The organism is Pseudomonas sp. CNPSo 3701 (genome assembly GCF_028674975.1).
Classification (GTDB): domain Bacteria; phylum Pseudomonadota; class Gammaproteobacteria; order Pseudomonadales; family Pseudomonadaceae; genus Aquipseudomonas; species Aquipseudomonas straminea.
Window position 1 is genome coordinate 105,023 of the sequence record NZ_JAQZSI010000008.1, and the last position, 25,022, is coordinate 130,044.

At 65.1% G+C, this 25,022-nt stretch carries 21 protein-coding genes and 1 pseudogene; 15 read left to right on the forward strand and 7 right to left on the reverse strand.

Annotated features, from left to right (window positions below; all coding sequences use genetic code 11):
- Positions 1-53 precede the first annotated feature (53 nt).
- Positions 54-1,955, forward strand: a complete 1,902-nt coding sequence (locus PVA39_RS20550; protein ID WP_274125620.1) for a beta-ketoacyl synthase — start codon at positions 54-56, stop codon at positions 1,953-1,955.
- A gap of 131 nt (positions 1,956-2,086) precedes the next feature.
- Here PVA39_RS20550 and cysQ read toward each other — a convergent pair whose 3' ends face one another.
- A complete protein-coding gene (cysQ, locus tag PVA39_RS20555; protein ID WP_274125621.1) occupies positions 2,087-2,917 on the reverse strand; it encodes a 3'(2'),5'-bisphosphate nucleotidase CysQ in 831 nt (276 codons plus the stop codon).
- Positions 2,914-3,480 carry an ADP compounds hydrolase NudE gene (gene nudE / locus PVA39_RS20560; RefSeq protein ID WP_093506491.1) on the reverse strand — a complete coding sequence of 189 codons (567 nt, stop codon included), beginning with the start codon at positions 3,478-3,480 and terminating at the stop codon, positions 2,914-2,916. Before nudE ends, cysQ begins: the two co-directional genes overlap by 4 nt.
- Positions 3,481-3,615: 135 nt before the next feature.
- Here nudE and yrfG point away from each other — a divergent pair, with 135 nt between their 5' ends.
- From yrfG to PVA39_RS20610, 10 genes are all read left to right on the forward strand, one after another.
- Complete coding sequence (gene yrfG, locus PVA39_RS20565; protein WP_274125622.1) at positions 3,616-4,275, forward strand: GMP/IMP nucleotidase; 660 nt, start codon at positions 3,616-3,618, stop codon at positions 4,273-4,275.
- A 340-nt stretch (positions 4,276-4,615) separates the two neighbouring features.
- Complete coding sequence (atzF, locus tag PVA39_RS20570; protein WP_274125623.1) at positions 4,616-6,412, forward strand: allophanate hydrolase; 1,797 nt, start codon at positions 4,616-4,618, stop codon at positions 6,410-6,412.
- Positions 6,413-6,476: 64 nt separating this feature from the next.
- The gene (gene uca, locus PVA39_RS20575) at positions 6,477-10,106 is read left to right on the forward strand and encodes an urea carboxylase (protein WP_274125624.1); all 3,630 of its coding nucleotides are present in this window, start codon (positions 6,477-6,479) and stop codon (positions 10,104-10,106) included.
- A gap of 1 nt (position 10,107) precedes the next feature.
- A complete protein-coding gene (locus PVA39_RS20580) occupies positions 10,108-10,830 on the forward strand; it encodes a GntR family transcriptional regulator (RefSeq protein ID WP_274125625.1) in 723 nt (240 codons plus the stop codon).
- A gap of 61 nt (positions 10,831-10,891) precedes the next feature.
- Positions 10,892-12,157, forward strand: coding sequence for an urea ABC transporter substrate-binding protein (urtA, locus tag PVA39_RS20585; RefSeq protein ID WP_075932413.1), 1,266 nt, complete (start codon positions 10,892-10,894; stop codon positions 12,155-12,157).
- A 68-nt stretch (positions 12,158-12,225) separates the two neighbouring features.
- Positions 12,226-13,797, forward strand: coding sequence for an urea ABC transporter permease subunit UrtB (urtB, locus tag PVA39_RS20590; RefSeq protein WP_274125626.1), 1,572 nt, complete (start codon positions 12,226-12,228; stop codon positions 13,795-13,797).
- Between the two features lie 175 nt (positions 13,798-13,972).
- Positions 13,973-14,998: an urea ABC transporter permease subunit UrtC gene (gene urtC / locus PVA39_RS20595; RefSeq protein WP_443200997.1), complete on the forward strand. Its 1,026-nt coding sequence runs from the start codon at positions 13,973-13,975 to the stop codon at positions 14,996-14,998.
- Positions 14,995-15,846 carry an urea ABC transporter ATP-binding protein UrtD gene (urtD, locus tag PVA39_RS20600; RefSeq protein ID WP_274125630.1) on the forward strand — a complete coding sequence of 284 codons (852 nt, stop codon included), beginning with the start codon at positions 14,995-14,997 and terminating at the stop codon, positions 15,844-15,846. The genes urtC and urtD overlap by 4 nt, the downstream gene beginning before the upstream one ends.
- Before the next feature lie 87 nt (positions 15,847-15,933).
- Complete coding sequence (gene urtE, locus PVA39_RS20605; protein WP_274125631.1) at positions 15,934-16,632, forward strand: urea ABC transporter ATP-binding subunit UrtE; 699 nt, start codon at positions 15,934-15,936, stop codon at positions 16,630-16,632.
- 429 nt (positions 16,633-17,061) lie between these two features.
- A complete protein-coding gene (locus PVA39_RS20610) occupies positions 17,062-17,823 on the forward strand; it encodes an SDR family NAD(P)-dependent oxidoreductase (RefSeq protein ID WP_013793157.1) in 762 nt (253 codons plus the stop codon).
- A 24-nt stretch (positions 17,824-17,847) separates the two neighbouring features.
- On the opposite strand, the gene PVA39_RS23590 is transcribed toward PVA39_RS20610, so the two are convergent.
- Together PVA39_RS23590 and PVA39_RS23595 are read right to left on the reverse strand one after the other, a co-directional pair.
- Entirely contained in the window at positions 17,848-18,687 is an 840-nt protein-coding gene (locus PVA39_RS23590; protein ID WP_443200998.1) for a methyl-accepting chemotaxis protein, read from the reverse strand.
- A 273-nt stretch (positions 18,688-18,960) separates the two neighbouring features.
- Positions 18,961-19,842 (reverse strand): annotated as a pseudogene (locus PVA39_RS23595) (PDC sensor domain-containing protein); the annotation flags it as partial.
- 194 nt (positions 19,843-20,036) lie between these two features.
- On the opposite strand from PVA39_RS23595, the gene PVA39_RS20620 reads away from it, so the two are divergent.
- Together PVA39_RS20620 and PVA39_RS20625 are read left to right on the forward strand one after the other, a co-directional pair.
- Positions 20,037-20,555 carry a GNAT family N-acetyltransferase gene (locus tag PVA39_RS20620; RefSeq protein ID WP_274125633.1) on the forward strand — a complete coding sequence of 173 codons (519 nt, stop codon included), beginning with the start codon at positions 20,037-20,039 and terminating at the stop codon, positions 20,553-20,555.
- Complete coding sequence (locus tag PVA39_RS20625; RefSeq protein ID WP_274125634.1) at positions 20,552-21,082, forward strand: GNAT family N-acetyltransferase; 531 nt, start codon at positions 20,552-20,554, stop codon at positions 21,080-21,082. Before PVA39_RS20620 ends, PVA39_RS20625 begins: the two co-directional genes overlap by 4 nt.
- Here PVA39_RS20625 and PVA39_RS20630 read toward each other — a convergent pair whose 3' ends face one another.
- The 3 genes from PVA39_RS20630 to PVA39_RS20640 all read right to left on the reverse strand — a co-directional run bounded on the left by PVA39_RS20630 (position 21,083) and on the right by PVA39_RS20640 (position 23,374).
- The gene (locus PVA39_RS20630; protein WP_274125635.1) at positions 21,083-21,349 is read right to left on the reverse strand and encodes a DksA/TraR family C4-type zinc finger protein; all 267 of its coding nucleotides are present in this window, start codon (positions 21,347-21,349) and stop codon (positions 21,083-21,085) included.
- Positions 21,350-21,605: 256 nt separating this feature from the next.
- A complete protein-coding gene (locus tag PVA39_RS20635) occupies positions 21,606-22,469 on the reverse strand; it encodes an isocitrate lyase/PEP mutase family protein (protein WP_093506505.1) in 864 nt (287 codons plus the stop codon).
- A 149-nt stretch (positions 22,470-22,618) separates the two neighbouring features.
- Positions 22,619-23,374 (reverse strand): substrate-binding periplasmic protein, encoded by a 756-nt coding sequence (locus PVA39_RS20640; RefSeq protein WP_274125636.1) that lies wholly within the window; start codon positions 23,372-23,374, stop codon positions 22,619-22,621.
- Positions 23,375-23,647: 273 nt separating this feature from the next.
- On the opposite strand from PVA39_RS20640, the gene PVA39_RS20645 reads away from it, so the two are divergent.
- Positions 23,648-24,370 (forward strand): VC0807 family protein, encoded by a 723-nt coding sequence (locus tag PVA39_RS20645; RefSeq protein WP_274125812.1) that lies wholly within the window; start codon positions 23,648-23,650, stop codon positions 24,368-24,370.
- Positions 24,371-24,388: 18 nt separating this feature from the next.
- Positions 24,389-24,829, forward strand: coding sequence for a YqaA family protein (locus PVA39_RS20650; RefSeq protein WP_093506466.1), 441 nt, complete (start codon positions 24,389-24,391; stop codon positions 24,827-24,829).
- The last annotated feature ends 193 nt before the right edge of the window (positions 24,830-25,022 follow it).

The following is a 25,022-nucleotide window of genomic DNA, read 5'->3' on the forward strand; positions in this document are numbered from 1 at the left end:
CCCGGTGCGCGTCCGTCTGGCGTACCGATCTGAATAGTTTAAGGAGTGTCCGCGTGAAGTCTCGTTTGCCTGTGATCGTCGGTTTCGGTGGCTACAACGCCGCTGGCCGCAGCTCCTTCCACCACGGTTTCCGCCGTACGGTGATCGAATCGCTGGACGAACAGGCACGTCAGGAAACCCTTACTGGCCTCGCGGTAATGACCAAGCTGGTGCGCGTGGTGGATGGCCGTTACCAGAGCCAGGACGGCGAAGCTCTGTCGCCTGCCGACATCGAGCGCCGCTATGGCGCGCAGATTCTTGCCTCGACCTTGGTGCGCCGCATCGAAAAGCAGCACTTGGATCCCGATGCCGCCCACTGGCACAAGAGCATCGCCGTGGGTGGCGAAGCCGGCAGCCTGACCTTCGTCAGCAGCCGCAAGCAGCTGCCCGAGCCGCTGCCGGCCAATTGGTCAGTCGAAGAACTGGGCGGCAATGACGTGCGCGTCACCCTGCACGAAAGCTGCGAATTCAAGGTCGACAGCTACCGCGCCCTGCCGGTGAAATCCGCCGGCCAGTTGCCCACCGGCTTCGAGCCTGGCGAGCTGTACAACTCGCGCTTCCACCCCCGTGGCCTGCAGATGGCCGTGGTCGGCGTGACCGACGCCCTGCGTGCCACCGGCGTGCCATGGCAGACCATCGTCGACCACGTGGCGCCTGACGAGATCGCCGTGTTCGCCGGCAGCATCATGAGCCAGCTCGACGAGAACGGTTTCGGCGGCCTCATGCAGTCGCGCCTCAAGGGCCACCGCGTCAGCTCCAAGCAGCTGGCCCTGGGCCTGAACACCATGCCGGCGGACTTCATCAACGCCTACGTGCTGGGCAGCGTCGGCACCACCGGCAGCGTCACCGGTGCTTGCGCGACCTTCCTGTACAACCTGCAGAAGGGCATCGAGCAGATCAACGCCGGCAAAGCCCGCGTGGTGATCGTCGGCAACAGCGAAGCGCCGATCAACGCCGAGTGCATCGAGGGCTACGGCGCCATGGGCGCCCTGGCCACCGAAGACGGCCTACGCCTGATCGAAGGCAAGGACGATGTAGACTTCCGTCGCGCCAGCCGGCCCTTCGGCGAGAACTGCGGCTTCACCCTGTCCGAAGCCTGCCAGTTCGTGGTGCTGATGGACGATGAGTTGGCCCTGCAGCTGGGCGCCGATATCCACGGCGCCGCCACCGACGTATTCATCAACGCCGACGGCTTCAAGAAATCCATTTCTGCGCCCGGCCCAGGCAACTACCTGACAGTCGCCAAGGCAGTCGCCGCAGCCACCCAACTGGTCGGTATCGACGCCGTGCGCCAGCGCAGCTTCGTGCATGCCCACGGCTCCAGCACACCGGCCAACCGGGTCACCGAATCCGAACTGCTGGACCGCGTTGCCGCCGCCTTCGCCATCGACAGCTGGCCGGTCGCGGCGGTAAAAGCCTTCGTCGGCCACTCCCTGGCCACCGCCAGTGGCGACCAGGTGATCTCCGCCCTGGGCACCTTCAAGTACGGCATAATCCCCGGCATCAAGACCATCGATGAAGTAGCCAGCGATGTACACCAGCAGCATCTGAGCATCAGCAACGCCGACCGCCACGACCAGCGCATGGACGTGTGCTTCATCAACTCCAAGGGCTTTGGCGGCAACAATGCCAGCGCTGTGGTGCTGGCCCCCCATGTGGTCGAGCGCATGCTGCGCAAGCGCCATGGCGAGTCGGCATTCAGCGCCTACCAGCAGCGCCGCGAGCAGACCCGCGCCAACGCCCAAGCCTACGACGAGCAGGCGACCAAGGGTCAGCTGGAGATCATCTACAACTTCGGCAACGACCTGATCGACGATACCGAAATCGCCATCGATGACGCGCAGATCAAGGTGCCGGGCTTTGCCCAGCCGCTGGTGTATAAAAAGGATGATCGCTACAGCGACATGCTGGACTGAGGCGTAAACCACGAACCCCGTAGGAGCGTCGCCCTCGGCACGAACGATTGCGACCCTACCGTGATTTCCGCGCTGGCCGGACGATTCGCCGCTAGGTCGCGGCTTCTAAGATGCTTGGTTACGGGGAAGGGCTAACGAATTGGCGTTAGCCGCTTGGCTTCCTCGACCAGCAACGCGCGCCACTCGGCATCCGCCGGCAACGCCAGGAAGAACGGGTTGAGCAACGACTCGCGGGCTTCGTAGCGCAGCGGCTCGCCCTGCAGCGTCAGCACCACGCCGCCTGCGCCTTCCAGCACGCCCTGCGCCGCTGCGGTGTCCCACTGCGAGGTGGGCGCCAGGCGCGGGTAGAAGTCGGCGCTGCCTTCGGCCAGCTGGCAGAACTTCAGTGAACTGCCGACGCTGACCCGCTCGATCTCGCCGAAACGGGCCACCAGCGCGGCCAGCAGCTGTTCCTGGAGGGCGCTGCCATGGCGGCGGCTGGCGACCACGGTCAGGCCAGCGGCTGGCGCCTCACGCATGGTGATCGCCTGAGGCTGCTTGCCCGGCTCGATCCGCCAGGCGCCGAACGCGCGGCCGCCGTGATAGATCACGCCCGTGGCGGGAATGCCGACTACGCCGAAGACCACTTCGCCGTGCTCGATCAACGCCACGTTGACGGTGAACTCTTCACTGTCGGCGATGAATTCCTTGGTGCCATCCAGCGGGTCGACCAGCCACCAGCGCGACCAGCCGGCGCGCTCGCTCAGGGCGATATCGGCGTCTTCCTCGGACAGCACGGGAATGCTCGGTTCCAGCGCCAGCAAGCCCTCGGCGAGGATGCCGTGGGCGGCAAGGTCGGCGGCGGTGACCGGCGAGGCATCGGCTTTCTCGATCACATCCACGCCCTGACGCCAGAACGGCAGGATGGCCTCACCGGCGCGCTGCACCAGATCCAGCACACCGGGCAATAATGGATGATTCATCGGCTCAGTTCCCCACGTTGCTCCAGAAGGTCGCGCACCAGGTACAGGGCCGCCAGGGCGCGCCCCTCGCTGAACTGCGGATGCTGGATCAGCGCGGACAGTTCGCGCAGGCTGACCTTGTCGACCCGCAGTGGCTCGGGCTCGTCGCCGGGCAGGCTCTGTGGATAAAGATCACGGGCCAGCACCACCTGGATCTTCTGGCTCATGTAGCCCGGCGACAGGCTCAGCTCGGTCAGGTGCTCGAGGCGGCGGGCACCGAAGCCGGCCTCTTCCTGCAATTCGCGATTGGCGGCATCGAGCACGTCTTCGTCCGGCTCGATCAGGCCCTTGGGCAGCGACAGCTCGTACTCGCCGGTGCCGCCGCAGTATTCCTCGACCAGCAGCACGTGTTCGTCATCGGCCATCGCCACGATCATCACCGCGCCATGGCCGGTGCCGCGCCCGACCAGCCGTTCATAGGTGCGTTCGGCGCCGTTGCTGAAGCGCAACTGGATCTCCTCGACACGGAACAGGCGGCTGCTGGCGACGATCTCGCGGGCGATGACGGTGGGCTTCTGACGCATGGGTGAGTCCTGCTGCTGGGCTGACCGGAACGGTTATCATACCGTGCCTGCCCTGATTGTCTGCGCCTTCGACGTAACCGTTGACGACCTGCAGGCGTCTTTCGCCTCGTTTTAGCTACTGAGAGTTACCTCGCCATGAACCTGCCCTGGTCCGAAATCGATACCGTCTTGCTGGACATGGACGGCACCCTGCTGGACCTGCACTTCGACAACCACTTCTGGCTCGAACATCTGCCGCAGCGCTACGCCGAGCACCACGGCATCAGCCGCGTCCTGGCCGATGCCGAATTGCAGCCGCTGTTCACCGAACACGCCGGCCAGCTGAACTGGTACTGCACGGACTTCTGGAGCCGCGAGCTGAAGCTGTCGATCAAGGAACTCAAGCGCGAAGTCGCCGATCTGATCGCCCTGCGCCCGGATGCCGACACCTTTCTCGCCGCCATCCGCGGGGCCGGCAAACAGGTGGTGATGATCACCAACGCCCACCGCGATTCGCTGTCCCTGAAGCTGGAGCGCATCGAGCTGGCGCCCTACTTCGACCGCATGATCAGCTCCCACGACTATGGCTTTCCCAAGGAAGACCAGCAGTTCTGGGCGGCCCTGCAGCAGGACCTGACGTTCGAGCCGGCGCGCAGCCTGTTCATCGACGACAACATCCCGATCCTGCGCAGCGCCGGGCGCTTCGGCGTGAAACACCTGCTGGCGGTGTACGAACCCGATAGCCGCAAGGGCGTGAAGGACACCGAGGAGTTCGCCGCGGTGGGCGATTACCGGGAGTTGTTGCAGGGGTTATAAGTCAGCACTGAGGTTGGCTGGTACAAAAACATTGTGGGAGCGGGCGGGGACGCCTAGTCCATGCCCGCGAAGCGATCGCGGACATTCCATTGCTATCGCTGATCGCCTCTCGATTTTCGCGGGCATGGCCCGCTCCTACAGATTCTGGACTTTCTCAAAGCCTGTGTAGCTGCCTCCAACGAACGTCGCACCAAAAGGCTCCACCAAGCTCCGACAAGGTGCAGAAACAGCTTAAAAAACAGCCTGATGAAAATAAAATCCATATAAATCAGTGCGTTAAAAACTGGCACCGCTATTGCTCTAGTGATTTCAACTTGGATACAAGATGGAATCTCAGCGCATGTCCCACGCCTCCCTCACCTTCACCCTCGCCGACTGGCAACAGGCTTACCGTGACGCCGCCCAACCCGCGGAGTTGCTGCACGGTCTGCTGGCGGCCCTCGACTCGGCCGACAACGCCTGGATCAGCCTCGCCACCGCAGCGCAGCTCGATGCCCAGCTGAGCCATCTGCAGGCGCTGCTCGACCAGGCGGAAGGCCAGCACAGCAAGCTGCCGCTGTACGGCGTGCCCTTCGCCATCAAGGACAACATCGACGCTGCTGGCTGGGCCACTACGGCCGCCTGCCCGGATTTTTCCTACCAGGCTGAAGCCGACGCCACGGTAGTCGCCCGCCTGCGCGCTGCCGGCGCCATCCTGATCGGCAAGACCAACCTCGACCAGTTCGCCACCGGCCTGGTCGGCACCCGCTCGCCCCATGGCGCCGTGGTCAACAGTTTCAACGCCGATTACGTCAGCGGCGGTTCCAGCTCCGGCTCGGCCAGCGTGGTGGCCCGCGGCCTGGTGCCGTTTTCTCTGGGCACCGATACCGCTGGCTCGGGCCGCGTACCCGCGGGCTTCAACAACATCGTCGGGCTCAAGCCGACCAAGGGTTGGCTGCCCAACACCGGCCTGGTGCCAGCGTGCCGCACCGTGGACTGCATCTCGATCTTCGCCCTGACGGTGGGCGATGCCGAAACCGTGGCGGGTATCGCCGGTGGCTACGACGCTGCCGACGCCTACTCACGGCAAAACCCCAACAGCGCACCGGTCGGCATGAAAGCCGCACCGACCTTCGCCGTACCGGACAGCCTGGAATTCTTTGGCGACAGCCAGACCCAGACGGTTTTCGAGCAGGCGCTGGAGCAGCTGAAAAGCCTGGGTGTGACCCTCAAAACCATCGATTTCAGCCCGTTCCGCCAGTTGGCCGAGCAGCTCTATTACGGCCCCTGGGTCGCCGAGCGCACGGTTGCAGTGGAAGGCGTCGACCCGGCGCATATCGACCCGGTGGTACGCGGCATCGTCGAAAATGGCCACCAGTACAGCGCGTGTGACGCCTACAAGGCCGAGTACCTACGCGCCGAGCTGAGCCGCCAGATCAACGATGCACTGGTTGGCTTCGACGCCTTGGTGGTACCGACCTCGCCGACCATCCGCAGCCTCGCCGAAATGCAGCAGGAGCCGGTGCTGTTCAACAGCCAGTTCGGCACCTACACCAACTTCACCAACCTCGCCGACCTGTCTGCCCTGGCGCTGCCGGCCGGCATGCGTGGCGACGGCCTGCCCGCCGGCATCACCCTGCTCGCCCCGGCCTGGCATGACCGCGCCCTGGCGGCCTTCGGCAAACGCTGGCAGGCCAGCCTGGAGCTGCCGCTGGGCGCCACCGGTCGTGCTCTGCCAACCCAGCCACCTGCCACCGCGGTACCGGCGGGCAGCGTGCGGGTCGCCGTGGTCGGCGCACACCTGACCGGTATGCCGCTGAATTTCCAACTGACCACCCGCGACGCGGTGCTGGTCGAGCAGACCCTGACCTCGCCGCACTATCGCCTCTACGCCCTGGCAGGCACCGTGCCGCCCAAACCGGGACTGGCGCGCAGCACCGACGGCAGCTCGATCATCGTCGAGCTGTGGGACATCCCCCTGGCGCGCTTTGGCGAGTTCGTCGCCGAGATTCCCGCACCGCTGGGCATCGGCAACCTGACCCTGGCCGACGGTCGCAGCGTGAAGGGGTTCATCTGCGAGCCCTGGGCGCTCGGTGATGCCCGCGACATCACCAGCTTCGGCGGTTGGCGCGCCTTTATCGCCAGCACCAAAAAGTGAGCGCAGCCCTCCCCGAGAGAGGGCGCGACCAACGATCTGCTGCCGAATCTGCCAGGAGAATCCGATGTTCCATACCGTACTGATCGCCAACCGCGGGGAGATCGCCGTCCGCGCCATCCGCACCCTCAAGCGCCTGGGCGTGAAGAGCGTGGCGGTGTATTCCGATGCCGACCGCAATGCCCAGCACGTACGTGATGCCGACGTGGCCGTGGCCCTTGGCGGCGACAAGGCTGCCGACAGCTACCTGCGCATCGACAAGATCCTCGCCGTCGCAAAAGAAACCGGTGCCCAGGCCATCTATCCCGGCTACGGCTTCCTCTCCGAGAGCGCCGAGTTCGCCGAGGCCTGCGAGAACACCGGCATCGCCTTCGTCGGCCCGACGCCCGCGCAGATTCGCGAATTCGGCCTCAAGCACCGCGCCCGTGAACTGGCAGCCGACGCCCAGGTGCCGATGGCGCCCGGCACCGCGCTGCTGCAGAGCCTGGACGAAGCCCTGGGCGCGGCAGAAACCATCGGCTATCCGATCATGCTCAAGACCACCGCCGGCGGCGGCGGCATCGGCCTGACCCGCTGCGCCGACGCCGTGGCCCTGGCCAGCGCCTACGACAGCGTCAAGCGCATGGGCGAGCAGTTCTTCAGTGACGCCGGCGTTTTCATCGAGCGTTTCGTCGACCAGGCGCGACACGTCGAAGTGCAGATCTTCGGTGATGGCAGAGGCCGCGTGGCGGCCCTCGGCGAGCGCGACTGCTCGCTGCAGCGGCGTAACCAGAAGGTGGTCGAGGAAACCCCGGCGCCAAACCTGCCACAGGCTACTCGTGAGCGCCTACACGCGGCGGCCATCCAGCTCGGCGAATCGGTGAGCTACCGCAGCGCCGGCACCGTGGAGTTCATCTACGACGCCGCCCGCGACGATTTCTACTTTCTCGAAGTGAACACCCGCCTGCAGGTCGAGCACCCGGTCACCGAGATGGTCACCGGCCTCGATCTGATCGAATGCATGCTGCGCGTGGCCGCCGGCGACGAGCTGGACTGGACCGCCCTGAGCCGCGCTCCACAAGGCGCCGCCATCGAAGTGCGCATCTATGCCGAAGACCCGCTGAAGAACTTCCAGCCCAGCCCGGGCGTGCTCACCGACGTGCATTTCCCGGATGACGTGCGTGTCGATGGCTGGGTGAGTACCGGCAGCGAAGTGTCGGCGTTCTATGACCCGATGATCGCCAAGCTGATCGTCCACGCGCCAAGCCGCGATGAGGCCATCGCCAAGTTGCAGAAAGCCCTGGGCGAAACCTGCCTGCACGGCATCGCCAGCAACCTCGACTACCTGCGCCAGGTGGTGGCCGAGCCGCGCTTCCACAGTGCGCAGATCTGGACCCGCCTGCTCGATACCTTCAGCTACGCGGCCCAGGTGGTCGAAGTGCTGGAGCCCGGCACCTACAGCAGCGTGCAGGATTTCCCGGGCCGCCTCGGCTACTGGGACATCGGCGTGCCGCCGTCCGGGCCGATGGACGATTACGCCTTCCGCCTGGCCAACCGCATCGTCGGCAACCACGAAAGCGCCGCCGGCCTGGAATTCACCCTGCAGGGCCCGAGCCTGCGCTTTCACAGCGACGCGCTGATCGCCCTCGCCGGTGCCGACTGCCCGGCCGAACTGGATGGCGAAGCCGTGCCCTACTGGGCGCCGATCGCCATCAAGGCCGGCCAGGTGCTCAAGCTCGGCCGCGCACAGAGCGGCTGCCGTACCTACCTGGCGGTGCGCGGCGGCTTCGACGTGCCGGTGTACCTGGGCAGCCGCTCGACCTTCGCCCTCGGCCAGTTCGGCGGCCACGCCGGGCGCACCCTGCGCGCCGCCGACATGCTGGCCATCTCCCAACCGGGGCTGCCGGCCTGCACCACGCCAGCGCCGGTCAGCGAACCCCAGGCGCTGGCCGACAGCCTGATTCCCGTCTACGGCACCACCTGGAACATCGGTGTGCTCTACGGGCCCCACGGCGCACCGGACTTCTTCACGTTTGATGCCATCGAACAGTTCTTCGCCGCCGAATGGCAGGTGCACTACAACTCCAATCGCCTGGGCGTGCGCCTGTCCGGGCCGAAGCCGAGCTGGACCCGCGCCGACGGCGGCGAGGCCGGCCTGCATCCGTCCAACGTGCATGATTGCGAGTACGCCATCGGCGCCATCAACTTCACTGGCGACTTCCCGGTGATCCTCACCAAGGACGGCCCCAGCCTCGGCGGTTTCGTCTGCCCGGTGACCATCGCCAAGGCCGAGCTGTGGAAGGTCGGCCAGGTCAAGCCGGGCGATACCCTGCGCTTTCACCCGATCAGCTTCGAGCAGGCCCAGGCGCTGGAGCAGGCGCAACTGGCCAGCCTGCAGAGCCTGAGCGCGGTCAGCGCCGCGCAACTGCCGGCGCCGAGCCTGCAGCCGGGCGACACGGTTTCCGCGACCGTACTGGCCGAGCTGCCGGCGGATGGCAACCGCCCGCGCGCGGTCTATCGGCAGGCGGGCGATGCCTACATCCTGCTCGAATACGGCGACAACGTGCTCGACCTGGCGCTGCGCCTGCGCGTGCACCTGTTGATGGAAGCGCTCAAGGCCCAGCCCCTCGCCGGCCTGGAAGAACTGGCGCCCGGCGTGCGCTCCCTGCAACTGCGTTATGACAGCCGCGTGCTGCACCAGCAAGCGCTGCTCGACCATCTGCTGGGGCTGGAAGCCAACCTGGGCGATGTGGCGGATCTCAAGGTGCCGACCCGTATCGTCCACCTGCCGATGGCCTTCGAGGACAGCGCCACCCTGGCCGCCGTCACCCGCTACAGCGAGACGGTGCGCAGCCAGGCGCCGTGGCTGCCGAACAACGTCGACTTCATCCAGCGCGCCAATGGCCTGGCCACCCGCGAAGAAGTACGCGACATCCTGTTCGACGCCAGCTACCTGATTCTCGGCCTCGGCGATGTCTACCTCGACGCACCCTGCGCCGTGCCGCTCGACCCACGCCACCGGCTGCTCAGTTCCAAGTACAACCCGGCGCGTACCTACACCGCCGAAGGCACCGTGGGCATCGGCGGCATGTACATGTGCATCTACGGCATGGACTCGCCCGGCGGTTACCAACTAGTCGGCCGCACCCTGCCGATCTGGAACAAGTTCGTGAAGAACGCCCAGTTCGAGGGCGGCCAGCCGTGGCTGCTGCACTTCTTCGACCAGGTGCGTTTCTACCCGGTCAGCGAGGCCGAGCTGGACGACTTCCGCGAGGCGTTCCGTGAAGGTCGCGCGCAGATAAGGATCGAGCAGAGCACCTTCGACTTCGCCGAGTACCAGGGTTTCCTGGCCGACAACGCGGCGAGCATAGAGGCCTTCCAACGCCAGCAGAAACAGGCCTTCGACGCCGAAGTGCTGCTGTGGCGTGACGACGATGCCGACAACCACACCGCGCCAGCTGCCAGACAGGAGGAGGACGAAGCCGTCGACGGCCACCTGGTCAGCGCCGACATGTGCGGCAGCGTCTGGAAGGTGCTGGTCGAGCCCGGCCAGTACGTCGAGGCCGGCGCCACGCTGCTGGTGGTCGAGGCGATGAAAATGGAGCTGGCGGTCACCGCGCCCCTGGCCGGCACGGTCAAGGCCGTGCGCTGTCAGCCGGGCAAGGCGGTCACCCCGGGTGACGCGCTGCTGGTACTCGAACCGGTCGAGGCCGCCTGAGATGCAACTGGTCGACCCGATCAGGCGTGGCAAGGAGCGCCCGGAGAATCTCGCCGAGCGCATCTACGGGCAGCTCAAGGACGACATCTTCGAGTTTCGCCTGCTGCCCGGTGACCGCTTCAGCGAAGGCGAAGTCGCCGAGCGCATGGCGGCCAGCCGCACGCCGGTGCGCCAGGCGCTGTATCGCCTGGAGCGCGAGGGTTACCTGGAGGTGTATTTCCGCAGCGGCTGGCAGGTCAAGCCGTTCGACTTCGCCCACTTCGAGGAGCTTTACGACGTGCGCATCGTCCTCGAACAGGCGGCGGTCAAGCGCCTGTGCGACCGCGAGACGGAGGAAACACCCGCCCTGCTGAGCGAGCTGAAACGCATCTGGATGGTGGCGCCCGAACAGCGCCTGGAAGACGGCCGCGACGTGTCACGCCTCGACGAGCGCTTCCACTGCCAACTGGTGGAGGCCACCGGCAACCGCGAGATGGCTCGCCTGCACGGCGAGGTCAGCGAAAAGATCCGCATCATCCGGCGCCTGGATTTCACCCAGACGCCGCGGGTGGAAGCCACCTACGACGAACACGCACGGATTCTCGGCGCGATCCTGTCGCGCCGCTGCGAAGAGGCACAGCTGTTGCTCAAGGCCCACATAGAGGTCAGCAAGGCGGAAGTGCGCAAGATCACCCTGCACATGCTGCACAGCGCTCGCGAGCGCGCCGTGCAGGCGCAGGGTTGACGTGATGTCCCTTGATCCACTGCCAACAACACATAACTCGTTTGTGAATGGAGATCGAACTATGCAACGTCGCAGCCTGATCAAGGCCTTCACCCTTTCCGCGTCCATCGCCGCCATGGGCCTGACCTGGACCGTACAGGCCGCCGAGACCATCAAGGTCGGCATCCTGCACTCGCTGTCCGGCACCATGGCCATTTCGGAAACGTCGCTGAAAGACATGGCGCTGATGACCATCGACGAGATCAACGCCAAGGGCGGCGTGCTCGGCAAGAAGCTCGAGCCGGTAGTGGTCGACCCGGCGTCCAACTGGCCGCTGTTCGCCGAACGTGGACGCCAGTTGCTGACCCAGGACAAGGTCGCGGTGACCTTCGGCTGCTGGACCAGCGTGTCGCGTAAATCGGTGCTTCCGGTCTACGAGGAACTCAACGGCCTGCTGTTCTACCCGGTGCAGTACGAAGGCGAGGAAATGTCGCCGAACGTGTTCTACACCGGCGCCGCGCCGAACCAGCAGGCGATCCCGGCAGTGGAATACCTGCTCAGCGAAGACGGCGGCGGCGCCAAGCGCTTCTTCCTGCTCGGCACCGACTACGTCTACCCGCGCACCACCAACAAGATCCTGCGCGCCTTCCTGCACAGCAAGGGCGTACAGGACAAGGACATCGAAGAGGTCTACACGCCGTTCGGCCATAGCGACTATCAAACCATCGTCGCCAACATCAAGAAGTTCTCCGCCGGCGGCAAGACCGCGGTGGTGTCCACCGTCAACGGCGACTCCAACGTGCCGTTCTACAAGGAACTGGCCAACCAGGGCATCGAAGCCACCGACGTGCCGGTGGTGGCGTTCTCGGTCGGCGAGGAAGAACTGCGCGGCATCGACACCAAGCCGCTGGTCGGCCACCTGGCGGCCTGGAACTACTTCCAGTCCGTGGAGAACCCGGTCAACGAAAAATTCGTCGCCGACTGGAAGGCCTACGCCAAGGCCAAGAAGCTGCCGAACGCCGACACCGTGGTGACCAACGACCCGATGGAAGCCACCTACGTGGGCATCCACATGTGGGCCCAGGCCGTCGAGAAGGCCGGCACCACCGACGTCGACAAGGTGCGCGTGGCCATGGCCGGCCAGGAGTTCGCGGCGCCGAGCGGCTTCACCCTGAAGATGGACGAGAAGAACCATCACCTGCACAAGCCGGTGATGATCGGCGAGGTCCAGGAAGACGGCCAGTTCTCGGTGGTCTGGGAAACCGAAGGGCCGATCCGCGCCCAGCCGTGGAGCCCGTACATCGAGGGTAACGACAAGAAAGGCGACACCCCGGTGAAGTCGAACTGATCCGCACCGTGGCACAGGCGCCGAGTCGTTCTCCGGCGCCTGTGCCACGGGACACCAAGGACACGCCCATGCCTTATGCCTTTGCCCGAATTCTCTTCAGCCTGCTGCTCCTGCTGCCATTGGCCGCACACGCCGGCGAAGCCGACGATTTCGTCGCCGCCAGCGCCACGCAGCAGGCCAAATTGCTGGAAAGCTGGGCTGCTATGCCCGACCCGATGCGCCAGCCGCTGCTCGATGCGCTGCAACAGGGCCGTGTGGCCACTGACGGCGACAAGCGCGCCTTCATCGAAACCGACGCTGGCTACCGCGCCGCCGAAGGCGATGCCGAGCCGCAAGGCACCCCGCGCAAACTGCGCCTGAACAATCGCCTGCGCGGGCTGATCGCCAACGCCCAGGCCAGCCATCAGTTGCTCGCCAGTGAGGCAAGCGTGCGCCTGAGCGCCGCCCAGCAATTGCAGAAGAGCGCCCAGCCGGCGCAACTGCCGCTGCTCGCCCAGGCGCAAGCCAAGGAAGACGACGACGCCGTGCGCGATGCCCTCACCCTCGCCCTGGCCAACCTGCAACTGGTCGACGCCAACCCGGCGGTGCGCCTGGCTGCCGTGCGCCTGCTCGGCGAAACCGGCGAGCCACTGGCCCGTACCCGCCTTGAAAACCTGCTGGAGCCCGGCGTGGAAAGCGACGCTGGCGTGCGCACCGCCGCAGAAACCAGCCTCGCCCAGGTCAAGCGCAAGCTGCTGATCGGCGAACTGCTCGGCCAGGCATTCAGCGGCATGAGCCTGGGCTCGATCCTGCTGCTCGCCGCCCTCGGCCTGGCCATCACCTTCGGCCTGCTCGGGGTGATCAACATGGCCCACGGCGAAATGCTGATGCTCGGCGCCTATTCCACCTACATGGTGCAGATTCTCTTCCAGCGCTTCGCACCCGAGGCCTTGGCGCTGTATCCGCTGGTCGCCCTGCCGGTGGCCTTCGGCGTGACCGCGGTGATCGGCATGGTCCTGGAGCGCACGGTGATTCGTCATCTCTACGGCCGCCCGCTGGAAACCCTGCTGGCCACCTGGGGCATCAGCCTGATCCTGATCCAGCTGGTGCGTGTACTGTTCGGCGCGCAGAACGTCGAAGTGGCCAACCCCTACTGGCTGTCCGGCGGCATTCAGGTGCTGCCCAACCTGGTGCTGCCGTACAACCGCATCGTGATCATCGGCTTCGCCCTGGCGGTGGTGGTGCTGACCTGGCTGCTGCTCAACAAGACTCGCCTGGGCCTCAACGTGCGCGCCGTCACCCAGAACCGCAATATGGCCGCCTGCTGCGGTGTGCCCACCGGCCACGTGGACATGCTGGCCTTCGGCCTTGGCTCGGGCATTGCCGGCCTCGGCGGCGTGGCGCTGAGCCAGATCGGCAACGTCGGCCCCGACCTCGGCCAGAGCTACATCATCGACTCGTTCCTGGTGGTGGTACTCGGCGGCGTAGGCCAACTGGCCGGCAGCGTGATGGCGGCCTTCGGCCTAGGGATCGCCAACAAGATCCTCGAGCCGCAGATCGGCGCCGTACTCGGCAAGATCCTCATCCTCGCGCTGATCATTCTGTTCATCCAGAAACGTCCGCAGGGCCTGTTCGCCTTGAAAGGGAGGGTGATCGATTGAACCGCACGCTTAACCTCGACGCTGTGCGAGCTGGCCATGCCAGCGATTGCATCACCACGGCCTGTCGCGCGCATGGCGCGCTCCCACAGGTCACCATACGGGGGAACAATCGATGAACGCCGCCAACCAAACCCTGCTGGCCCGCGCCAGCCACAGGCTCGGCCCACAGGTGTCGATGGCCATCGGCCTGCTGGTGCTCGCCGTGCTGGTCGCCATGCCCGTTCTGCACCTGCTGCCGGCCGAGCATGCGCTGCACGTTTCCGCCTACAGCCTGACCCTGGTCGGCAAGATCCTCTGCTACTGCATCGTCGCCCTGGCGCTGGATCTGGTCTGGGGCTATGCCGGCCTGTTGTCCCTCGGCCACGGCCTGTTCTTCGCCCTCGGCGGCTATGCCATGGGCATGTACCTGATGCGTGAAGCCGCCGGCGACGGCCTGCCGGCGTTCATGGGCTTTCTCGCCTGGACCGAACTGCCCTGGTACTGGTACGGCACCGACAACTTCCTCTGGGCCCTGTGCCTGGTGGTGCTGGCGCCCGGTTTGCTGGCGCTGGTGTTCGGTTTCTTCGCCTTCCGCTCGCGGATCAAGGGCGTGTACTTCTCGATCATGACCCAGGCGCTGACCTTCGCCGGCATGCTGCTGTTCTTTCGCAACGAGACCGGTTTCGGCGGCAACAACGGCTTCACCAACTTTCGCAGCATCCTCGGCTTCGAGATCACCGCCGCCGGCACCCGCGCCACGCTGTTCGCGCTCACCGTGCTGCTCTTGGTCGGCAGCCTATATCTAGGCTGGCGCCTGGCGCGCAGCAAGTTCGGCCGGGTGCTGACCGCCCTGCGCGACGCCGAGAACCGCCTGATGTTCTGCGGCTACGACCCACGCGGCTACAAGCTGTTCATCTGGGTACTTTCCGCCGTGCTGTGCGGCCTGGCCGGAGCGCTGTACGTGCCCCAGGTGGGCATCATCAACCCCAGCGAAATGGCCCCGACGCAATCCATCGAAGCCGCCGTGTGGGTGGCCCTCGGCGGGCGCGGCACGCTGATCGGCCCGCTGCTCGGCGCCGGCCTGGTCAATGGCATGAAGAGCTGGTTCACCGTGGCCTTTCCCGAGTACTGGCTGTTCGCCCTCGGCGCGCTGTTCATCGTGGTCACCCTGTTCCTGCCCAAGGGCGTCATCGGCCTGCTCAAACGAGGGGACAAGTCATGAGAAGCGCACCGATTCCCGAAATGCTCATCGAACCGATTCCAGATGCAGCGGGCAGCGCCCGTGACGCCATCGGCCTGGGCCAGAGTGCCGGGCGCGGCCTCAACGTGCGCCACGGCACCATTCTCACCCTGGAAGACATCAACGTCGCCTTCGACGGCTTCAAGGCGCTGACCGACCTGACGCTGTACATCGGCGTCGGCGAGCTGCGCTGCATCATCGGCCCCAACGGCGCCGGCAAGACCACCCTGATGGACGTGATCACCGGCAAGACGCGCCCCAACAGCGGCGTCGCCTTCTTCGGTGAAACCTTCGACCTGACGCAGATGAGCGAGGTCGAGATCGCCCAGGCAGGCATCGGCCGCAAGTTCCAGAAACCGACCGTGTTCGAGGCGCTGAGCGTGCTCGAGAACCTCGAACTGGCGCAGAAGACCGACAAGTCGGTGTGGGCCAGCCTGCGCGCCAGGCTCAGCGGTGAGCAGCGCGACCGCATCGATGAGGTGCTGGCCACCATTCGCCTGGACGGCTCGCGCCAGCGCCCGGCCGGCCTGCTGTCCCACGGCCAGAAGCAGTTCCTGGAAATTGGCATGCTGTTGGTGCAGGACCCGCAATTGTTGTTGCTCGACGAGCCGGTGGCGGGCATGACCGACGCGGAAACCGAATTCACCGCCGAGCTGTTCAAGTCCCTGGCACGCAAGCACTCGCTGATGGTGGTCGAGCACGACATGGGCTTCGTCGGCACCATCGCCGACCATGTCACCGTGCTGCACCAGGGCCGCGTGCTGGCCGAAGGCTCACTCGACGCCGTGCAGGCCAACGAGAAGGTGATCGAGGTTTATCTGGGGCGCTGACGCGCCCAGCCACAGGCTTCAGGCCGCAAGCCACAGGCTCAGAGCGCTGTTGCCTGAAGCCTGCAGCCCAAAAACAGGAATTGAATCATGCTCCAGGTCGAAAAACTGCATCAGTACTACGGCGGCAGCCACATCCTGCGGGGCCTGTCGTTTGACGTGAAGGTCGGCGAAGTCACCTGCCTGCTCGGCCGCAACGGCGTGGGCAAGACCACCCTGCTCAAATGCCTGATGGGCCTGCTGCCCGCCAAGGAGGGCAGCGTGCAATGGGAAGGCAAGGCCATCACCGGCTACAAACCGCACCAGCGGGTGCACGCCGGCATCGCCTACGTGCCTCAGGGCCGCGAGATATTCGGACGCCTGACGGTGGAGGAAAACCTGCTGATGGGCCTGTCGCGCTTTCCCGGCAGCCAGGCCAAGGAGGTGCCGGCGTTCATCTACGAGCTGTTCCCGGTGCTGCTGGAAATGAAGCACCGCCGCGGCGGCGACCTGTCCGGCGGCCAGCAGCAACAGCTGGCCATCGGCCGCGCGCTGGCCAGCCAGCCACGCCTGCTGATCCTCGACGAACCCACCGAAGGCATCCAGCCCTCGGTGATCAAGGAAATCGGCGCAGTGATCAAAAAACTCGCCGCCCGCGGCGACATGGCCATCCTGCTGGTCGAGCAGTTCTACGACTTCGCCGCCGAACTGGCCGACCAGTACCTGGTGATGAGCCGCGGCGAGATCGTCCAGCAGGGCCGCGGCGAAACCATGGAAGCGGACGGCGTGCGCGGGTTGGTGGCGATCTGAGCACCTGTTCATAATCTCTCAGCCCAGGTTCGCCGATTTTGGCAGCTAATTAGCGAGAACGGCCGACCGCGAACTCGTGGGAGGGGCTTTAGCCCCGAGCTCTTGGCACCCTAAAAGCTCTAGGCTAAAGCCCCTCCTACAAAAGCGGCGCCGCCCGATGTCCGCTTCTACATTGTAGGCTCCGCTTCAGACGCATAAAAATCGTGAACAGGCTCTGAGCGGTAAAAGGCCGCCACTGTACCTACGCGGTAGCTGCCCAAGCCGGTTATTCTTGCCGTCCGCCCATCCCACTTTCACCTGCCGGCCAACCTGCAGGCGCCAGGGGTGGCGACGATCCGCGTCGACGAGCCCACTCCGGCAGTCGATCAGCACGAATCGCCCAGGCCACTGGCCGGGCGGTGTTCACTGACGACAGACAAGAGGCAGAACATGACCCAGGTAGTTTTCATCACCGGTGCCACTTCCGGCTTTGGCCGCGCCACCGCTCGCCGCTTCGCCGAGGCCGGCTGGGCGCTGGTGCTTTCGGGCCGCCGCCAGGAGCGCCTGGAGGAACTCAAGGCCGAGCTGCAAGGCAAGGTGCCGGTGCATATCGCCACCCTCGACGTGCGCGATGCCACGGCCGTGCAGGCCCTGGTCGACTCTCTCGCCGCGCCATTCGACAAGATCCACGCACTGATCAACAACGCCGGCCTGGCCCTGGCGCCGGAAGCCGCGCAGAAGGTGGCCTTGCAGGATTGGCACACCATGATCGACACCAACATCACCGGTCTGGTCAACGTCACCCACGCGGTACTGCCCAAGCTGCTGGAAACCGGCAAGGGCGCCAGCATCATCAACATCGGTTCGGTCGCCGGCGAATGGCCGTACCCGGGCGGCCACGTGTACGGCGCCAGCAAGGCGTTCGTCAAACAGTTCAGCTTCAACCTGCGCTGCGACCTGGTGTCCACTGGTGTGCGCGTCACCGACATCGCCCCGGGCATGGCGGAAACCGAATTCACCCTGGTGCGTACCAAAGGCAACCAGGCGGCCTCCGATGCGCTGTACAGCACCACCACGCCACTGAGCGCGGAAGATATCGCCGAGCAGATCTTCTACGTCGCCACCCTGCCTGCCCATATCAACATCAACCGCCTGGAAATCATGCCCAGCCGCCAGGCCTGGGGCCCGTTCGCGGTCGACCGCGACAAGTAAGCGATTGACGGGCTCGCCTGCCCGTCATTTGGCCCCCTGACTCATCCGCGCGAGCCGCTGGGACAGCTCCTCGATGGCTCGACCCAGCTCGCGCAAGGTTCCGGAATCCCGGGCGCCTTCTTCGCTGGCGCCGTGAATACGCACGGCCAGCTCGCTGATTTCCTGGGTCACGTGGCTCTGCTCCTGGGCCGCGACGGCGATCTGTTGGGCGCGCTGCACGATATCCTCGAAGCCATTGACCGTGCCCTCCAGGGTGACCGCGACGCCATTGGCCTGCTCGACCGCTTCGTGGGTACGTCGCACGCCAGCCTGCATGGTGGCGACGGTCTGGCCCGACGCATCGCGCAGTTGGCCGATCATCACCTGAATCTCGTTGGCGGACGCCTGGGTACGGCCGGCAAGGGTACGCACCTCATCCGCCACCACGGCGAAACCGCGGCCCTGCTCCCCGGCGCGCGCCGCCTCGATTGCGGCGTTGAGCGCCAGCAGGTTGGTCTGCTGGGAAATCGAGGTGATCACCTCGAGCACGCTGCCGACCCGCTCGATATCGCTACCCAGGCGACCGATTGCCGCCTCGGCCTGACCGATCTCCTCGGCCAGCGCCTGGATCGATGCGCTGTTGCTACGCACGTTCACCTGGCCTGCGCGCGCCGATAGCAACGAACGCTCCGCGGTATCCGAACAATCGGTGGTATTGCCGGCCACTTCCTGGGCACTGGCCGACATCTCGGTGATGGCGGCGGCCAACAAGGCATTGTCTTCACGCTGGGTTTCGGCCCGCTCGGCGATGGCCTGCGACAGGCTTGCCAGCTCGGCAGCCTGGCGCTCAAGCACGCGCGATTGTCCCGATATATCGAGCAGCATGTTGCGCAGCGAGCCGGCATAGCGATTCACCGCCGAGCGCAACGCACCAATTTCGTCACTTCGACCGACGGGCAACTCGCTTCCACCACCCTCACCGAGCTGCTCGATCTGCGCGGTGGTTTCTTCGATCTGCGCCAGCAAACGACGCCCGGCGAACCAAGCCAGGCCGAGCAACACGGCCAGCAAGGGCAGCAGGAAGAGCAGGAGTTCTCCGGTCAGGCGATGACTCAGCCCGGCGACCTGGCCCTCGGGCGTGACGAGCCCGAGCTGCCAACCGGTATCCCCCAGGGGCGCGAAGCTGACATAGGCGCGGCCCTGCAGGCGCACGTCGTAATCAAGCATGCTGGTCGGTGTGCCGGCGCGCGCGGCCTGCAAGGCAGCCTGCAACGGTGCGACCGCAGGATCACGCTCCACCAGCCCGGCCAGGGTCGGCAGCCCACCGGTGGCCTTGGCATCCGGGAAGAACAGCAGGTTACCGGCCCGATCGACCACGAAGGCATAACCGCCGGTGACGTTGCCGCGCTCGCTCAGGAACGTGGCCAGGCCGTCGAGGCGCAGATCCAACGTCGCCACGCCGGCAAACTTCCCGCTCAGTTGATAGGGCACGCTGCAGGTGGTCATTGCCACGCTGGTCACCGGGTCGAGATAACCGTCGGACCACACGCAACGACCGGGTGCAGACGAGCGCGCCGCGCTGTACCAGGATTCCTGCTGATAGGGCGGCGCGGAGGCGGCGTTGTAATCGTCACGGTACTCGAGGCCGCCGCTCGCACTGCGCGCCCAGAAGAAGCTGCGCAGCGCCACGCCGCTCTCGAAAGCACCCGGCTCGGGCCACAGGCCGCCACCGGCGATGGCGGCATTACCCTGGCTGTCGATCACCCCCGGCAGCACGTTGCGCACCAACTCGGCGTCCCGCGGTAAGGCCTCGGCCAAGTGCGCCAGGCCCGCCGTGGTGCCCTGGATTTCGCTGAGTTGCAGGGCCAGCTGGCGCGCCAGCGCAGCGGCAGCCTGCTCGGCAGATGTCACCCCGACCGCCATCAGTTGTGGTTTGCCACGCAGCGCCATGACCGAATAGACCGCCAGGGCAGTCAGGCTTAGCAACAGCAGTACGCCTACGGTCATCCGCTTGACCACAGTCACCGGAAACAATGCCATGTCGTTTCTCCGCTGTTATCAGGGCTTCTCAACCGAACTGCACGACTATTGATACTAGGGCTATCTGCCATTACAGCAAGCGTTTCTCAGCGATAAACCGCTCAAGCTCGGGCAATCCACGATTGCCTCCGACGAGCGCACAGCCCGATACTGACCGCCGCGACTTATACCTCCATCTGCACCCGAGTTTGCCCATGTCCATTGCCATACGTAACGCCGCTGCAGACGACCTGCCCGCCCTGCTCGCCATCTACAACGATGCCGTGCTCAACACCACGGCCATCTGGAACGAGAACCCCGTGGACCTCGCCAACCGCAAGGCCTGGTTCGAGGCGCGCGGCGCCCAGGGCTATCCGATCCTGGTGGCGGTCGATGAGGCGCAACAGGTGCTCGGCTATGCCTCGTTCGGCGACTGGCGGCCCTTCGAAGGCTTTTGCAATACCGTCGAGCATTCCGTGTACGTGCGCCACGACACCCGCGGCCGGGGTCTTGGCCCGCTGCTGATGCAGACGCTGATCGAGCGGGCGCGAGAGGTCGGCAAGCACGTGATGGTCGCCGCCATCGAAAGTGGCAACGTCGCCTCGGTGCGCCTGCACGAGCGGCTGGGTTTCAGCGTCACCGGGCAGATGCCACAGGTCGGCTGCAAGTTCGGCCGCTGGCTGGACCTGACCTTCATGCAGCTGATCCTCACGCCGCAGCGCAGCACGCCATGATCCTGCAGATCCGCCAGCTCGACGAAGCCGGTTTCGACGCCTGGCGGCAAGGGCTGATCGCCTTGTTGATCGATGCGGTGGCCAACGGTGCCTCCGTCGGTTTCCTGGCCGATATCGACACCCGGCAGGCGGACGCCTACTTCGACGATGTGCGCCGTGCGCTTTGCAGCGGCGCGCTGGCGATCTGGATCGCTGAAGAGGATGAAAAAGTGCTGGGTTCGGTGCAGCTCAACCTGTGCCAGAAACCCAATGGGTTGAATCGCGGCGAAGTGCAGAAATTGCTGGTGCTGAGCAACGCGCGTCGCCGTGGTATAGCCCGCTTGCTGATGCAGCAGCTCGAAGCCCATGCCGGGCAGTTGCAGCGCGGCCTGCTGTACCTGGATACCGAGGCCGGCAGCGGCGCGGAAGACCTCTATCGCGCCCTGGGCTACACCCACATCGGCGGCCTGCCCGATTACGCCTGCGGGCCGGACGGCCAGTACCGAGCCAACGCCATCTACTACAAGAGTCTCTTTCGGCCCAGCTGACTACCGCAGCTGGCTGTCCTTGCTGCCGCGACGGTTGAAACCTCCGGCCTTTGCCTGTTCCTGATCAGCCAGGGCCTGGCAGTTCACGCACAGGCGCACGCCGGGAACGGCCTGGCGTCGCGCTTCGGGAATCGGCGCATCGCATTCTTCGCAATGGGTCAGGCTCTCGCCTTTGGGCAGTTGACTGCGCGCGCGCTGCACGGCGTCTTCGATGGTGCTGTCAATCTGCTCCTGCACGGCGCCGTCTTGCGCCCAACCGGTGGCCATAGCGTTCTCCCAATGAGCGGGCTGATGAAATCCCAGGCAATGCCGCGAAAACAGACGAAGCGCCTGGTTCACGTGGTGCAAGGGCCTATAGCTTGGACTCGTGTACGAGCCGTTCAACGCAGCAGTATTTCAACAAGCTGTTGGTGGTGCTAGCTCGAAGATAGGAGCGTGAGGCAGGGCTTGGCAAGGGCGGCCGACGGCGGACGAATCGGCTCGCGTTGCGCGGCCGCTGTCCGGCGTGGCAGGTGAAGCGGGGTTATTCCTTGACGTTCATGAACTCGTCGGCCCAGGCCACGTAGTCCTCTGGCTGGGTGTACTTGTGCGCGAGCTCCGAGGCGCTCAGGTCACTGGCGACGGCGTTGCGCTGCTCGCGCAGGCAGTCGTAAGTGGCCTTGATGGCCGCGAAGTAAGCCGCATGGCCGTTGACCACGATGCGCACGCCCAGCTTGGCGAGACGCTCGTTATCGCGCAGCTTGGGGTTGCCATAGGTCACCAGCATCAGCGGCACGCTGAGGTGCTCGGCGATCTTTTCCAGATGCTCGAAATCCTCGACACCGACCATGCAGATGGCATCGGCACCGGCCTTTTGATAGGCCACGGTACGTTTGACCACTTCATCGACGCTGAGCACGCCGGCGTTGGTACGGGCGATGATCGCCAGGTCCGGGTCTACACGCGCTTCAAGGGCCGCACGCACTTTGCCGACGCCTTCGGCGACGCTGATCAGATCGGTCGACTTGCGGTTGAATTGGGCGGGCAGCAGGGTGTCTTCGATGGTCAGCGCGGAGATGCCAGCGCGTTCCAGCTCGACCACGGTGCGCATCACGTTCAGGGCGTTGCCGTAGCCGTGGTCGGCATCGGCGATCACCGGCAGGCGGGAAACCCGGTGGATGCGGGTGGCCTGCTCGACGAACTCGCTCAGGGTGATCAGCGCGAAATCCGGCGCGGCGAGTACCTGCAGGGAGGCCACCGAGCCACCGAGAATGCCGACTTCGAAACCGAGGTCGCCGGCGATGCGCGCGGACATCGGGTCGAAAACCGAGGCGGTGTGGTAACAGGCGCCCGAAGCCAGCAGGGTGCGGAAGGCGCGCCGCAGTTCATGATGGGAAGCACGTTGCATATTGGTCATAGGCATTGTCCAAACGTCGAATGAATCGGGTGCCCGACGGCCTTGTCCCCTGCCGTCTGAAGCGAATTCTTGTGCTGTGCCGCGAGCGATGGCCGGCTGTTGTCAGCTGCTGCTCGCCTCGCAGCAATTTTCCCGCCAACTCAGCGCAGTGCGGCGGGAAGCTCTACATGGGGGAGCCACTGGCGGAAAATCGCCGAGAATTCCCCATCACGGCGCATTTCCGCCAATTTTGCCTGCCAGTCAGCAACCACTGCCGGATCGGTGTCCAGCGAGAAGGCGATGTAATACGAAGACTCCATGAACACCATCTGCGGCTGCACATCCGCCGGTTCAAGGCCTGCCGGGGCGAGCATGTCGCGTAGCAGGAGGTCTTCCAGCAGGATCAGGTTGCCGCGGCCATGTGCGAATAGCGTGACCATGGTCTGTGGCGTCGGCACGCCATACAGATTCGGCAGCCCCTTGGCCTGCAGCGCCTCGTAGCTGTACCACTGTTTGGGTACCGCCAACGGCCCGCTGGCCGCCACATCATCGAGGCTGTTCACCTGCATGCCCCGCGACTTCAGCGAATAGAAGCGCACCTTGCCATGCAATATAGGCCCCACCCATTGAAAACGCTTTTCACGCTCAGGCGTACGCACCATGGCGAACAGCGCAATATCCGGCTCACGCTGGGCAATGGTGTAGGCGCGGGTCCAGGGCATCATCTCGATCTGCGCGTGGGCGCCGGTTCGCTCGATCAGCTCACGCACCACATCGACGCCAAAACCGCGTAGCTGCCCATCCTGCATGAACGCCGTGGGTGGCCCCGGCTCAGTGAGAATGCGCAGCTCGGCGTGGGCGCGAGTGCACAGCAGCAACGCGACGATCAACACACCGTAGCAACGCAGCGGGCCCATCAGGCCGTACCCCCTGAACGCGAAAACGCAGTCGGCTGCCAGGCGGCGAATTGCACTGTCGATGCACGCCTTGCAGCTAAAGCCGGCAATTTTACCCCAGTAACCGGCCAATTTCAGCAAGCAGGCGAACGCAGGCGCTAGAGGCCGACAGCTTATCCGATTGCGCCCAATACAAATGGCCGAAGGACTTTGTGGCCATTGCAACGACAATCGGGCTGGCGCCAGCGCTTCAGGCAGGCGATCATCGGCGCTCGCCCATCAACGCGCACCGACATGACCGACACCACGCAAACGCCCGCCCCGTCGCACAAACCCCGCCCGTTCATCGACCTGCTGATCAGCATCGTGATCCCCTCGCTGATTCTCATGAAGCTCAGCGGCGAAGCCCGCCTGGGCCCGGATGGCGCACTGGTGCTGGCTCTGGCATTCCCGCTCGGTTGGGGCGCGTTCGAGCTGATCAAGTACCGTAAATTCAACTTCGTCGCCCTGCTCGGCCTGGTCAGCGTGATTCTCACCGGCGGCATCGGCCTGCTGCACCTGGACAACCAGTGGCTGGCGATCAAGGAAGCGGCGATTCCCGGGCTGATCGGCATTGCCGTGCTGGTCTCCACGCGCACTCGCTATCCGCTGATTCGCACGCTGCTGTTCAACAAGACGGTGCTCAACGTCGACAAGATCCATGAGCGTCTGGAACAGGGCGGCCACACGCCGCGCTTCGAAACCCGACTGATGCGCGCCACCTACCTGCTCAGCGGCACTTTCTTCTTCTCCTCGGTAATGAACTACGTGCTGGCCAAGTGGATCGTTACCAGCCCGGCTGGTAGCGAGGCGTTCAACGACGAACTGGGCCGCATGACCCTGCTCAGCTACCCGATGATCGCCATCCCGTCGATGATCATGCTGATGGCCATCTTCTATTACCTGTGGCGCACCATCCATGACCTCACCGGCCTCAAGCTGGAAGAGATCATGGCCAATAGCGAAACTGACAAGTAGCCCTGACAGCTCAGCGCTTTGCCGGATTTCTACGCCTATTTCGGGCTGTTCGCCGCCGCATTCGGCGCAGCGACGCTGCTGCCCCTGCAATCCGAGGCGCTGCTCGTCGGCCTGCTGCTCGGCAGCGCGCAGCCGGCCTGGGCTCTGGTACTGTTCGCCAGCGTAGGCAACGTGCTGGGCTCGCTGGTCAACTGGTGGCTGGGGCTTTATCTGGAGCGTTTCCGCGACCGCCGCTGGTTCCCGGTCAACGAACGGCGCCTGCAACAAGCGCAGCATTGGTACGGCCGTTATGGTCGTTGGTCGCTGCTGCTGAGCTGGCTGCCAGTGATCGGCGATCCGCTGACCCTGGTCGCCGGCATCATGCGTGAGCCGCTATGGCGTTTCACGCTGATCGTCGCCTTCGCGAAAACCCTGCGTTATGCCGTGCTGGCCGCAGCCACACTGGGTTTGAGCCTGTAAAAAGACACACTCGGTAACGGCCTGCAAACCGGTGCCAGTTGAGCAAGCGGCCCGCCTCCGGGATACTGCGCACCCTGTACACCCACATCCCGCCGGGACATACCCCGGGAAAGGGCCTGAACGATGGGTACGACAGCCCATCGAATGCAGAGTCGACTGTCCGCAAAGACGTGAAACAGGGGATCGCCGTTGC